Origin of the sequence: Acinetobacter kanungonis (assembly GCF_009939195.1) — a bacterium.
GTDB lineage: Bacteria > Pseudomonadota > Gammaproteobacteria > Pseudomonadales > Moraxellaceae > Acinetobacter > Acinetobacter kanungonis.
Genome location: NZ_JAACKC010000004.1, coordinates 152,449 through 164,998 on the forward strand (window position 1 = coordinate 152,449; position 12,550 = coordinate 164,998).

The 12,550-nt window shown below is 40.7% G+C and carries 11 protein-coding genes; 6 read left to right on the plus strand and 5 right to left on the minus strand.

Features of this window, described 5'->3' with window-relative positions:
• Nucleotides 1-79: 79 nt before the first annotated feature.
• Nucleotides 80-1,321 (plus strand): multifunctional CCA addition/repair protein, encoded by a 1,242-nt coding sequence (locus tag GWK51_RS08965; protein ID WP_161933443.1) that lies wholly within the window; start codon nt 80-82, stop codon nt 1,319-1,321.
• Nucleotides 1,322-1,380: 59 nt separating this feature from the next.
• Here GWK51_RS08965 and epmA read toward each other — a convergent pair whose 3' ends face one another.
• Both epmA and GWK51_RS08975 read right to left on the minus strand, forming a co-directional pair.
• Nucleotides 1,381-2,358: an EF-P lysine aminoacylase EpmA gene (gene epmA, locus GWK51_RS08970; protein ID WP_161933444.1), complete on the minus strand. Its 978-nt coding sequence runs from the start codon at nt 2,356-2,358 to the stop codon at nt 1,381-1,383.
• Entirely contained in the window at nt 2,355-3,422 is a 1,068-nt protein-coding gene (locus tag GWK51_RS08975; RefSeq protein ID WP_161933445.1) for a 4-phosphoerythronate dehydrogenase, read from the minus strand. The genes epmA and GWK51_RS08975 overlap by 4 nt, the downstream gene beginning before the upstream one ends.
• A 295-nt stretch (nt 3,423-3,717) precedes the next feature.
• Here GWK51_RS08975 and GWK51_RS08980 point away from each other — a divergent pair, with 295 nt between their 5' ends.
• The gene (locus GWK51_RS08980; protein ID WP_322869401.1) at nt 3,718-3,948 is read left to right on the plus strand and encodes a hypothetical protein; all 231 of its coding nucleotides are present in this window, start codon (nt 3,718-3,720) and stop codon (nt 3,946-3,948) included.
• A gap of 69 nt (nt 3,949-4,017) precedes the next feature.
• Here GWK51_RS08980 and GWK51_RS08985 read toward each other — a convergent pair whose 3' ends face one another.
• Nucleotides 4,018-4,611: a 1-acyl-sn-glycerol-3-phosphate acyltransferase gene (locus GWK51_RS08985; RefSeq protein WP_161933446.1), complete on the minus strand. Its 594-nt coding sequence runs from the start codon at nt 4,609-4,611 to the stop codon at nt 4,018-4,020.
• A 462-nt stretch (nt 4,612-5,073) separates the two neighbouring features.
• Between GWK51_RS08985 and GWK51_RS08990 the strand changes: the two genes are divergently transcribed.
• Nucleotides 5,074-5,541 (plus strand): copper resistance protein NlpE, encoded by a 468-nt coding sequence (locus GWK51_RS08990; RefSeq protein ID WP_161933707.1) that lies wholly within the window; start codon nt 5,074-5,076, stop codon nt 5,539-5,541.
• A 78-nt stretch (nt 5,542-5,619) separates the two neighbouring features.
• Here GWK51_RS08990 and GWK51_RS08995 read toward each other — a convergent pair whose 3' ends face one another.
• Nucleotides 5,620-7,224, minus strand: a complete 1,605-nt coding sequence (locus GWK51_RS08995; RefSeq protein WP_161933447.1) for an isocitrate lyase — start codon at nt 7,222-7,224, stop codon at nt 5,620-5,622.
• 655 nt (nt 7,225-7,879) lie between these two features.
• Between GWK51_RS08995 and GWK51_RS09000 the strand changes: the two genes are divergently transcribed.
• The 3 genes from GWK51_RS09000 (at nt 7,880) to GWK51_RS09010 (ending at nt 11,908) form a co-directional block, all read left to right on the plus strand.
• Nucleotides 7,880-8,869, plus strand: a complete 990-nt coding sequence (locus tag GWK51_RS09000) for a LysR family transcriptional regulator (RefSeq protein WP_100241360.1) — start codon at nt 7,880-7,882, stop codon at nt 8,867-8,869.
• 127 nt (nt 8,870-8,996) lie between these two features.
• Complete coding sequence (locus tag GWK51_RS09005; protein ID WP_161933448.1) at nt 8,997-10,325, plus strand: hemolysin family protein; 1,329 nt, start codon at nt 8,997-8,999, stop codon at nt 10,323-10,325.
• 242 nt (nt 10,326-10,567) lie between these two features.
• Nucleotides 10,568-11,908: a CitMHS family transporter gene (locus GWK51_RS09010; RefSeq protein WP_161933449.1), complete on the plus strand. Its 1,341-nt coding sequence runs from the start codon at nt 10,568-10,570 to the stop codon at nt 11,906-11,908.
• 51 nt (nt 11,909-11,959) lie between these two features.
• On the opposite strand, the gene GWK51_RS09015 is transcribed toward GWK51_RS09010, so the two are convergent.
• Complete coding sequence (locus GWK51_RS09015; protein WP_142768177.1) at nt 11,960-12,466, minus strand: hypothetical protein; 507 nt, start codon at nt 12,464-12,466, stop codon at nt 11,960-11,962.
• Nucleotides 12,467-12,550 lie beyond the last annotated feature (84 nt).

Sequence of the window (12,550 nt, forward strand, 5' to 3'; positions counted from 1 at the left end):
TTTAGTGAAAAGCTCAAGTTATTGACTTGAGAAAACCTCTATTCTGTAGCATGATTGCTTGAAGAATAGAGGTTTTTTCATGCGAGTTTATTTAGTAGGCGGTGCAGTACGAGATCACTTACTCGGACACCCCTATCACGAAAAAGATTATGTCGTTGTTGGAGCTACTCCAGAGCAATTACTTGCGCTCGGCTATCAGCCTGTAGGCAAAGATTTTCCCGTTTTTCTACACCCAGAATCAAAAGAAGAATATGCATTGGCCCGCACTGAACGTAAGTCAGGACAGGGATATCATGGTTTCGAATTCTATACCGATGTCAGCGTCACCCTAGAAGATGACTTGATTCGTCGTGACTTAACCATCAATGCCATGGCAATGGATGAAGAGGGTCAAATCTATGATCCCTATCAGGGTCAGCAAGACCTCGCCAATAAAATTCTACGCCATGTATCCAATGCCTTTGTTGAAGATCCACTACGGGTACTACGCGTTGCGCGTTTTGCTGCGCGCTATAAGCCTTTAGGTTTCAGCATAGCCACCGAAACACTGGATTTAATGCGTCAATTAGCAGAATCAGGTGAATTGAACGCATTGACTCCTGAACGTGTCTGGAAAGAAACTTCGCGCGCACTCATGGAACCCCATGCGGATGTTTATTTTGAAGTATTGGAAGCCTGTGGTGCTTTAAAGGTTTTATTCCCCGAAATTCAAGCTTTATTTGGTATTCCGCAGCGTCCTGAATATCACCCAGAAATTGACTGCGGGATTCATACCCTGATGTCCCTGCATCAAGCTTGTAAAGCCAATTACTCGCTGGATGTTCGCTTTGCAGTACTGGTGCATGATTTAGGTAAAGCGCTGACTCCTGAGCATGAATTACCGCGGCATATCATGCACGAAGAACGTGGCATTCAACCTGTCACCGAAGTTTGTGATCGACTGAAAGTGCCGACTCAAACCAAGCAATTGGCTTTGGCAGTGTGCAAAGAACATTTAAAATGTCATCAAGCCTTTGCACTGAAACCTGGCACCCTCTGGCGTCTGCTGCAGCGTCTTGACGTGCTACGTCGCCCAGAACGTGTTGAAGCATTTATTCAGGCTTGTGAATGTGATGCCCGCGGACGTCTAGGACTTGAAGATCGTGAATATCCTCAAGCTGAATATGTCCGCAATGCCATGGAAATTGTGCGCGGCATTAAAGCTCAGGATTTACCTGCTGACATTCAAGGTTCCGAAATTGGTGAGATGCTGATTCAACGTCGCATTCAAGCCTTGGAAGCCTATAAAGCCCAGCACCATGCAATAGACAATCCGCAGTAACAAAAAGCCCTTTATCCAGATTAGATAAAGGGCTTTTGACTGACTTAAAAGATTTAAATTTATGCAATCTGTGCAGGGAAAGTAATTACCTGCTCTAAACGCATTTTTTCAGTCGCAACCATCAATAAACGATCAAGGCCCAAAGCAATCCCCGCACATTCACTCATCTGCGGTAAAGCAGCCAATAGATATTCATCAATAGGCATCACATGCAAACCTAACTGGGCACGCTCTTGATTATCTGCCTCGAAACGCTGACGCAACACATCTGCATCAATCAACTCATCATAAGCATTGGCAAGCTCTAAACCTTCGATATATAGCTCAAAACGTGCAGCAACCAGTTCGCCATCTTCATCGAGTTTGGTTTTTGCTAAAGACGCCAATTCAGGTGGAAAATCCGTTAAGAACACAGCCGTATCAAAACCAAGACTTGGCTCGACAAAATGCGAAAACAATAAATCGATATAGCCTAATCGATCATCACCCAAGTCCAGATTTAAACCCACTCGCTGACAACAATCTTTCAATTCTTTCAGTGTGGTTTGTAATGGATTCAAATCCAAACGATCCATAAAAGCATGTTTATAGCTTAAGATGGTCGGACGAATTTCACCAAAGCGCTGTGCCAAAGTCACATTCAGTAAATCTGCCACCTCAAACATCAAATCTTTCAAACTAAAGTGCGGACGATACCACTCCAGCATACTAAACTCACTGTTATGCTTACGCCCATGTTCATCATCACGGAAAACCTTGCAGATTTGATAAATTGGACCACTACCACTCGCCAATAAGCGCTTCATCGCAAACTCAGGTGAAGTCTGTAGATAATGTGTAGCCAATTTTCCCTGTACATGACGCTGTGCCTGTACTGAAGCCAGATGCACATCGGTCACCCCAGCTTGTGAGAGAATTGGGGTTTCCACCTCTAACACTTGTCGTTCAGCAAAGAATTGACGAATCTGGGTATACATTTTGGCACGCGCCTGCATAGCCGCTAAATCACACGTCGGTTGATAGTGAATTTGACTCATGCTTGCGGACCCCCATGTGCTGCCCATTCACGTCGCAGCGGATAATTTTTTCTTAAAGTGTCAAAAGCGTGTTGTTCAACTTTACCCTGCTTTACACAAGCTCTTAAATTGGCATCATCTTGTGCAATATCATAAATTTGAGCTAAATATTGGGTTAGAACCGTTTTAAAATCTGCTTGAGCAAAGTATGGTTCGCCATTTGGCAGCTGGGTTTCAAAGCGTTTTGTAGCTGCTAGATTAAAAACCTGACAAAAGGCTTCATAAATCATCTGCGTACCACGTGCTTTTCCTTCGAGACTGTAGCCTGCAATATGTGGGGTCGCGAGGGCTAACAACTGTAACAACTCTTCCGAAATTTCAGGTTCATGTTCAAACACATCCAATACCACTTTACGATGCGTGACACGAATATCCTGCATTAAGGCTGCTTCCTCAACCACTGGACCGCGTGCTGAATTAATGAGTATGGCATTCGGTTTCATTTGTGCCAAAGATGTAGCATTAAACAGATGGTGAGTTGGATATTGTCCCACTTTGGTTAAGGGCACATGAATTGAAATGGCATCCGCCTGAGCTAATAATGCTGAAAAATCCACTTGAGTAACAGACTCTTTACTGACCAATGGATCATAAGCAATGACCTGCCAGCCCAACAATTGCGCCATCGTCGCAAGACGTGAACCGACATTCCCTAAACCGACAATCCCTAGGCAAAAATTTTGCTCGACAGAAATTAATTCAGGTTTCAAATGTAAAAGTGCCGTAATCACATATTCAGCGACCGCTTGTGCATTACATCCAGCAGCATTCGACCATGGAATACCTGCGGCATTTAAAGCTTGAATATCCAGATGGTCTGTACCAATCGTCGCACTCCCGACATAACGCAATGCCGTATTTTGCACCAAAGCCGCATTCACCTTGGTCACGGAACGAACCAAAAGTGCATCAGCATCAACAACGTCTTGATGACTCAGGTTACGACCTGCAACATGTTGGATTGCACCGAATTCCGAAAAAAAATAATCGGTAAAAGCAAGATTTTCATCAGCCACAATTTTCATGATTTAGACCAGCTATGGATTCTTAACTATATTACTGCTTTAGAATTACACTGACTATTCAAATACGAGTGATTCAATTTTTATGATGGTGTTTTGCCGTACTTCTGTTTAGTTTGCACTCAAAATATCAAACTTATACATTAAAAATATTTCATCTCAGCACATTGCCACTTAGAATGCACAGCACTTTCACTATATACCATGCGACATGTTACGCCTTTCCTTAATTTCTTGCGCTCTGCTGTTTGCAGGCTGCACTTTCGGCACCAGTAAAGAAATAAAACAAGCCGAAAAAATGCTCGAACAATTTCAATGCCACAATATTGAATCCAGCCAAATGATGCATAGCCCGATCAATAGTTATCATGAGCATGCCCTAGGTAACAGTCGTCAAAAAGTAGAGGCTTATGTGCAAAGTTATAAAGATGGAGACATTCTGTTCCATGAACCCTTGCCTGATGTTATTTCGGCTGAATATGAACATTATAAAGAAGCCTGCCAGTCACTGGGTGGCTTAAGCCAATAAGCCCATTCATTCAGATAAAAAAAGCGAGGATAGCCGCACTAACCTCGCTTTTTTATTTACCCAGTTATTTTAAGCATCTTGTTGATTCAAATAGCGGGTATCAATGCTGAATTTCTCAGGAAATTTCGGTTGAATGCTGGCATAGAACTGCATAATTTCCTGCATATCTTGCTCATAGTTTCCTGTTGGATAAACAATTTTACCGACGCCCGCTTCTTTCTTTTCATAATCCATGTAGGCTAAGGCAATCGGTACACCCGCATTGACCGCAACATGATAAAAACCCGTTTTCCATTGTTCTTGCTTAGAACGTGTCCCTTCGGGTGTAACCAGCATCACCAGTTTAGGATGAGTTTTGAATAAGTCCGTCATCAGTTCAACCATACTTGGTCGAGCCTCACCTTCTTTTTTCGGACGACGGTCAATTCCAATTCCACCCATGGCGCGCACAAATGGACCAAAAGGTAATTTCATATAACTGTCTTTAATGGTCAGTCGAACATTGACGCCAAGTGCTTTCAACGCTAAACGTGCATAAAGCGCATCCCAATTACTGGTATGTGGTGCCGCAATCATGACACATTGCTCTAAATGTTCAGGCCAATGGTTATCAGTCTTCCAACCCATTAATGCCAAAGATTGTTCAGCCAACTTCTCAAACACAGCAACACCAAAAGCAACAAAAAAAAGACAGCGAATTCTATCAGCCTATTTGAATAAAAAAAGTACCCATTGTTTAAAAATAAATCTATTAATATATAAATGTATAAAATGTTAGTTTCTACATTTTCAATTCATTTTTTATTTTTTCCAGCAATTTGCATCATACAATTTTAAGCCTGTTTAAAATTCTAAAAACCCCATAATTAGTTTGAAAATTCTTATGCATTTGCGTGACTCTTCTGACTCAGCTTTTGCTCTTTATTTGTAAGAAAATATCTCCTGATTTAATCAGACTGATTCATCCTGAACTCTGCTGTCACATCAATATTCAATACCGCTTTTATTACAGAATACAACCAAGCTTAACATTTTCAATATTTCATCATTTTATCAATACATTTATTTTACCAATTGATCTAAAAATTAACTTTATACAGTAAAAATAGGCTTAAGGATTCGATGATGAATAAAATGCTGATTACCGCACTCTTCTGCTCTCTTGGATTAGTCGCATGTGCCAAGCCCACACAAAATGTTGAAACTTATGCAACGAGTACGGAAACTCAAGTCACAGCTTCTGCAAATACCGATACTGCCCACAATGCGCAAAGTTCACTAGATTGGGCTGGCGATTATCAGGGAACGTTGCCGTGCGCAGACTGTGAAGGCATTAAAACGCAACTCACCTTAAATGCCAATTCAACGTATAATATGACGGAAACATACTTAGGCAAAGGCGATGACCATCCATTTAAATCTTCAGGTCAATTCAGTTTTGACAATACAGGAAGTGTCATCACCCTTGATCAGAATGGCGATCCACGTAAATACTTTGTTGCGGAAAATCAACTTTATGCACTTGATCAAGCGGGTAAAAAAATTGAAGGTAACTTGGCTCAACACTACATTTTGAATAAAGCCATCAATTAAAACAGTTCAGCTACTGTTCAAAATTTTCTCATAAAAAAAGCCCTGCTTTCGCAGGGCTTTTTCGAATCAGTTCGCGACTTAGTGAGCAGCGAATTGGTTCATAGTGTTTTTAGCATCGTCGTGCGCTTTAAGAGCGTTGTCACCAGAGAAGATTTCTTTGTGATCATCACCGATGTCAGAACCAGCCATTGCTTGGTGTTTAACACAAGCGATACCGCCACGGATTTCTTTACGTTGTACGCCAGCAACATAAGCCAACATACCTTCAGAACCGAAGTAACCTTGAGCAAGCTCGTGAGTAGAAAGAGCAGCTGTGTGGTAAGTCGGAAGAGTGATCAAGTGGTGGAATACACCCGCTTCACGAGAAGCATCTGCTTGGAATGTACGTACTTTCTCATCAGCATCAGCAGCTAATTCAGTTGCATCGTACTCAGCGCTCATTAATTTAGCACGGTCGTAAGCAGATACGTCTTTACCTTCAGCAACCCAACGGTCGTAAGCTTGTTGACGGAAGTTTAACGTCCAGTTGAAAGATGGAGAGTTGTTATAAACAAGCTTCGCATTTGGAACTGTTTCACGTACACGGTTAACCATGTGAGCGATTTCGTCAACGTTTGGAGTCGCAGTTTCGATCCAAAGAAGGTCAGCACCGTTTTGTAAGCTAGACACACAGTCAAGTACAACGCGGTCAATTTGAGTGCCTTCACGGAATTGATACAAACCAGAAGCTAAACGCTTAGGACGGTGTAATTTACCGTTACGTTTGATAAGAATTTCGTCTTCTTGAGCATCAGCGATGTCAATTTCAACTGTGTCTAAGTAGCTGATGTATTGAGAAGCGATGTCACCTGGCTCTTTAACCACTGGGATTTTTTGAGTCAAGTCAGCGCCTTCAGAGTCAGTACGTGCAACGATGATACCGTCGTCAAGACCCATTTCTAAGAATGCATAACGTAATGCGTGGATTTTAGCGATGAAGTCTTCGTGTGGAACAGTTACTTTACCAGCTTGGTGACCACATTGTTTAGCATCAGATACTTGGTTTTCGATTTGAAGCGCACAAGCACCAGCTTCGATCATTTTCTTAGCAAGTAAGTAAGTCGCTTCTTCGTTACCGAAACCAGCGTCGATGTCAGCAATAATTGGCACAACGTGAGTTTCAAAGTTGTCGATTTGAGCAGTGATTTCAGCAGCTTTAGCTGTGTCACCAGCTTCTTGAGCTTTTTTAAGTGCGCGGAATAAATCGTTTAATTCTTTAGCGTCAGCTTGACGTAAGAAAGTGTAGATTTCTTCGATTAATGCAGGAACTGAAGTTTTTTCGTGCATAGATTGGTCAGGAAGTGGACCGAATTCTGAACGAAGCGCAGCAACCATCCAACCAGAAAGGTAGATGTAGCGACGTTCAGTTGTACCGAAGTATTTTTTGTTCGCAATCATTTTTTGTTGTGCGATGAAACCATGCCAGCAACCTAATGATTGAGTGTATTTGCTAGAATCGGCATCATAAGCAGCCATATCACGACGCATAATCGCAGCTGTGTATTTAGCAATGTCTAAACCAGTTTTGAAACGGTTTTGTAATTGCATACGCGCAGCATCTTCAGGACTGATGTCTGCCCATGTGTTACCGAATTTTGCTTTTAATTCGCGGATTGCATCAATCGCTGTTTGGTATGTAGTCATGATATTTTCCTGTAATAATATTAGGATTTCATCAATTGAAGCATTAGAATCTGAATAATGATTTTTGTTCAGATTTACTACACTTCATTACGATGAATACAGATTAGATTGAGTTGTAAAATTAATCCAATATCCTCAAGTAATTTTCAGTATTTTTTAAAAAAATATATAGATCAAAGTCGTATTATAAGCAGATTGATTTATTTTAAATAATTGTTATTTATAATTTAATTCCTAAGTTGAAATTTTATGAATTCTTACAAATTAAGAAAAATGATTAAAAATCCAACATTAGACTTAAGTCTTGACCTGCTATTTTCTTCCATTTTAGCGTGCTTTTTGCCAGCAATTTTTATATTTTTAAACTTAAAAATTAAAATACAGATGTATAAAATATAGTCTTAATATTGCTCCTTCTTAAAAATAAAACGGCTTAATTTTACTCAATCTTGTTGAATAGATGCTGTATCAACCTGTGCTGGCAACTGCCGCTTTTAAAGCACCAACACTTTTCTATTTCAGTGTTTTCAGCTACTATGCGCATGTAAAAGATTCACCCTTTTCCCCTGCATTTTTCATCATATTTTCTACACAAGCCTTGTCGCTTATGGCATAATCAACATAATTTCATAAGTTTATTCTTGGTATTTATTTTATGAATCTGGAGCGGGTCGACCTTAACTTACTCATTTATCTTGATGTCTTACTACGTGAGAAAAACGTCACACGTGCAGCAGAGCAATTGGGTGTAACCCAACCTGCAATGAGTAACATCTTACGTCGCCTGCGTAATCTTTTTAATGATCCCCTCTTGATTCGTTCATCTGAAGGTATGACACCAACCGAACGTGCGCTTGAATTACAGCCACGCATTCGTGATGCCTTGTCTGACCTTTCGATGATTTTAGAACCACGTACAGAATTCCGTCCTTATACCTCGAATCGTGTCTTCCGTATCATGACTTCGGACTATGCCGAAGCGACTCTCGTCCCTCGCCTAGTTAAAGCCTTACGTTCTGAAGCTCCTAATGTGGTTTTAGACTTCTTAACCCCGAGTGATGTGTCCTATCGCGACATGGAGCAAGGTAAAGTCGATTTAGCCATTAACCGCTTTAATGAAATACCGCAAAGTTTCCACCAAGTATTGGTTTGGCGTGACAGTTTTTCATGCTTACTCAACAGTAAACACCCTGCTGCATCTAACTTAAACTTAAAAAGTTATCTCGATGCCCAACATATTTGGGTATCTAAAACAGGTATGGGCGTTGGCTTTGGTGTAAACCCTGAAAAACAGGCAGGTTTAGGCTGGATTGATCAAGCTTTAGAGCGTATTGGTCAAAAGCGTAAAATTTCAGTGTTTACCCGACATTACCAAATGCCTGCTTTGCTGGCATCCAATGTCGACTTGGTGGCAACGCTACCGACACGCATTGCGCGCTTACAAGCCAAGAGCCAAAGCCTTCTGATTAAAGATCCACCTTTTTACATTCCAGAATTTGAACTGAAGATGGCATGGTGTCCGTTATTGCATCATCACCCTGCACATCGTTGGTTACGTCAACTTATTCTGTATGTTGCGCGTCAGATGATTGAAGAGGAAAATCGTGAATTTTTATTAAATAACACACAATTTTCACATTATTAATTAGATTTTTCTTAAATTCTTCTTTTTTAAGATTATACTGTTAGCACTTCGGGAGGTTTCCATTCTTCCCCAAGTGCTTTTTTGTGTTAAAAATATTTCATAATAATGATGATCCGCAGGTGGATTCGTGAGCCTCTTCCAGAATATTATAATCATTGCACTTCTGATTGCAGGAGCGGGCTTTCTGTCCCTGACTGAAATTGCCCTCGCTGGTGCGCGCAAGGTCAAGCTCAAAATTCTGGCTGAAGCAGGCGATGAACGCGCACAAAAAGTTTTGGATTTACAAGAAAACTCCGCTGACTTTTTTGCTGCATCACAAATTGGTTTAAATGCGGTTGCCATTTTAGGCGGTATTCTAGGTGAAGGTGCCTTTCGACCTTATTTCCTCAGCTTTGTCTCACGCTTCTATACAGGGCCTTGGGCAGAAAGTATCAGTTTTGCCCTCTCCTTTACCTTAGTGACCTCTTTATTTATTTTATTTGCCGATTTAATGCCAAAACGCTTGGCCATGATCGCACCTGAAAAAATTTCGATTGCAGTCATTAACCCGATACAAGTCTTTATTAAAGTATGTAAACCATTGGCTTGGATCATCAACACCCTTGCCAATCTGCTTTTTCGCCTGTTTAAGGTCAACACCATACGTGATGACAACATCACCTTTGACGATATTTCTGCGGTGATGGATGCTGGTGCTCAAGCAGGTGTCTTGTTAAAACAAGAACATCACTTTATTGAGAACGTACTAGAACTGGAAGAACGTAATGTCCCTTCCAGTATGACCACCCGTGAAAATGTCATTTTCTTTACGTTAAATGAAGCCGAAGACAGTATTCGCCAAAAGCTGGCTGAATATCCTTATTCTAAGTTTCTAGTCTGTAATGACAATATTGATCAGGTAATTGGCTATGTCGATGCCAAAGATATTTTAGTCCGCATCCTCAATAATCAAAAAATTAATCAGTTAAATGAATCCACTATTCGTAATGTGCTGACCATTCCAGATACGCTTACGCTGTCTGAGTTACTGGATCGCTTCCGCTCGAGTAAAGAAAAATTTGCAGTCGTGATTAATGAATATGCATTGGTCGTGGGCGTTATCACGCTTTCTGACATCATGATTACGGTCATGGGCGACTGGGTTACACCAATCGAAGCCGAACAGCAAATCATTAAACGCGATAATAATTCTTGGTTGATTGATGGCAGTACCCCAATTGAAGACATGAAGCATGCGCTTGAAATTGATGAAATGCCAGATGAAGAAAATTACGAAACCTTGGCTGGGTTTATGATGTATCGCCTACGCAAGATTCCACGCCCTGCTGATATTGTAATTTTTGGCGGCTATAAGTTTGAAGTTGTGGATGTGGATCACTTTAAAATTGATCAGCTTTTGGTTACCCGCTTACTTCAAGACCATAAAGAATCGGAAACATCTGATTCTGAAGAATAAGTTGATTAATATTTCTTTTTCTAAAGCCTTGTATGAACTGCAAGGCTTTTTTTATTACATATCAGAAATGCTGATCCATACTTATCATGCATTTCACCATACTTTATGGATATATATTATTTATTAGAAAAATAGAATAAAAAATACCATTTGTTAAATAATATTTAAAAAATGGGTTGAATTAAATAGTATCAAGTTCACTTGAATATTAAATAAAACTATCACACTCAAAGGACTGATCCATGCTGACTATTTTAGGCTTAGGCATGATTATTTGCTTTATGTATTTAATCATGTCCAAGCGTTTGAGCGCACTCGTAGCTTTAACTTTAATACCTATTCTTTTTGCTCTCATTACTTACGCATTAAGCTTCTTTGTTGAAAGTCTAGCAGGATTTAATATTTCGGAATTAGGCCCCATGATGATGGAGGGGATCAAAAAACTTGCCCCGACGGGCGTCATGCTGTTATTCGCGATTCTGTATTTTGCCATCATGATTGATACAGGCTTGTTTGATCCATCGGTAAAATGGATTTTAAAACAGGTCAAAGGGGATCCCCTAAAAGTGACTTTAGGCACGATTACCCTGACGTTGATTGTGTCATTGGATGGCGATGGCTCTACAACCTATATGATCTGTGTCGCTGCGATGCTGCCCTTGTATAAACGCATAGGCATGAGCCCATTGATCATGGCATGTTTAATGATGCTCGCCAGTGGCATTATGAACCTAACACCTTGGGGTGGACCAACAGCACGTGCTGCAACTGCACTGCATGTCGATCCAAACGATGTTTTTGTACCGATGCTGTTCCCGATGTTTGTAGCCATTATCTGGTTATATTTCTTGGGCTTTATGTATGGGCGTATGGAGCGTAAACGCATTGGTATTGTTGAACTGGATATTAGCCATGGTGACAATATTCAAATCTCGCAAGTCCCTGAAGCCAACCGCCATCATTTACGTACCTTCAATGCTTTGCTTACACTCGGCTTGATGATTACGCTGGTGATGGGCATTCTACCCGCTCCAATATTATTCATGGTGGCACTGTGTATTGCTTTAATTGTGAATTATCCAGATTTGGATATGCAAAAGCGTTTAGTGGGTAATCACTCCGCCAGTGCTTTGGCTGTAGTGGGTATTATCTTCGCCGCAGGTATTTTTACAGGAATTCTGTCAGGTACAGGTATGGTTGATGCCATGTCTAAACAATTGGTCGAGATTATTCCTGAAAGTATGGGACCTTATCTGGCACCAATCACCGCAGTGATCAGCATGCCATTAACTTTCTTTATGTCGAATGATGCGTTCTATTTTGGTGTCTTACCCGTGTTATCGGAAGCCGCAGGACATTATGGAATTACTCCAGCAGAAATGGCGCGCGCCTCAATTGTTGGGCAACCTGTGCATTTACTTTCACCTTTGGTGCCATCCACCTACTTATTATGTGGACTGGCGGGGATCAATTTTGGTGAACATCAAGAATTCACCATTAAATGGGCAGTGATTACCTGTTTAGTGATGTTGGTGACCGCTGTCATCTTCGGTATTTTCCCACTCTATTCGACACTTGGGTAAAGATTTTTCCATAAAAAAGAGCATCCAAGGATGCTCTTTTTTTATCGCTGTTTAGAAATTTTCAAGTAAAGCGTCTAATACTGCTTGATAATGAATTAGGATATCTTCTTCAAGAATTTTGTAGGCATTGTCAAATTGCACCATTGGCCAGCCCTGTTTCCAGAACGGGAATACATTGTGCAAATCTTCCGTTACAGTTGCATCTTCACGGGTAATGGCTTGGGCAATTTGTGCAAGGACTTGTGCCGTTTCCGCACCATCGATTGCCAAATAGTCAATGCCTTGTGCTTTTAAAATACGGATACGGTCTTTTTTATAACGAATCTTTTTCGCTTGAGTTGAGTTCAAGTTCAAAGCCAAGGTTACTGCTTCTACAAACTTCTCTTCAAACGATTGGTGTAATGCAACTAGCGCTTGTTTATGTGCTTCCTGACGCCCAGCCTTGCCTCCATCACGAATGATTTGTTTGGCTTCAACATCGAGCTTATCGTTTTTCATAGACTTTAAAATGTCTAAAATTTCGATATCACTTAATTGCTCAGGAGATTGTTCAGTCATGCACTGCTCATTTACATTAAAAATAAAGTGCTATTCTCGCATACTTCCAACATAAAGAGCAGTCTTTACAACTCGGCACCAATA

What these genes read in the sequence shown, in the direction of transcription:
- epmA (WP_161933444.1), bottom strand. Translation starts at nt 2,358, where the DNA reads ATGAGTCAAATTCACTATCAACCGACGTGTGATTTAGCGGCTATGCAG.
- GWK51_RS09000 (WP_100241360.1), top strand. Translation starts at nt 7,880, where the DNA reads ATGAATCTGGAGCGGGTCGACCTTAACTTACTCATTTATCTTGATGTC.
- GWK51_RS09010 (WP_161933449.1), top strand. Translation starts at nt 10,568, where the DNA reads ATGCTGACTATTTTAGGCTTAGGCATGATTATTTGCTTTATGTATTTA.
- GWK51_RS08980 (WP_322869401.1), top strand. Translation starts at nt 3,718, where the DNA reads ATGCTCGAACAATTTCAATGCCACAATATTGAATCCAGCCAAATGATG.
- GWK51_RS09015 (WP_142768177.1), bottom strand. Translation starts at nt 12,466, where the DNA reads ATGACTGAACAATCTCCTGAGCAATTAAGTGATATCGAAATTTTAGAC.
- GWK51_RS08990 (WP_161933707.1), top strand. Translation starts at nt 5,074, where the DNA reads ATGAATAAAATGCTGATTACCGCACTCTTCTGCTCTCTTGGATTAGTC.
- GWK51_RS08995 (WP_161933447.1), bottom strand. Translation starts at nt 7,224, where the DNA reads ATGACTACATACCAAACAGCGATTGATGCAATCCGCGAATTAAAAGCA.
- GWK51_RS08975 (WP_161933445.1), bottom strand. Translation starts at nt 3,422, where the DNA reads ATGAAAATTGTGGCTGATGAAAATCTTGCTTTTACCGATTATTTTTTT.
- GWK51_RS08965 (WP_161933443.1), top strand. Translation starts at nt 80, where the DNA reads ATGCGAGTTTATTTAGTAGGCGGTGCAGTACGAGATCACTTACTCGGA.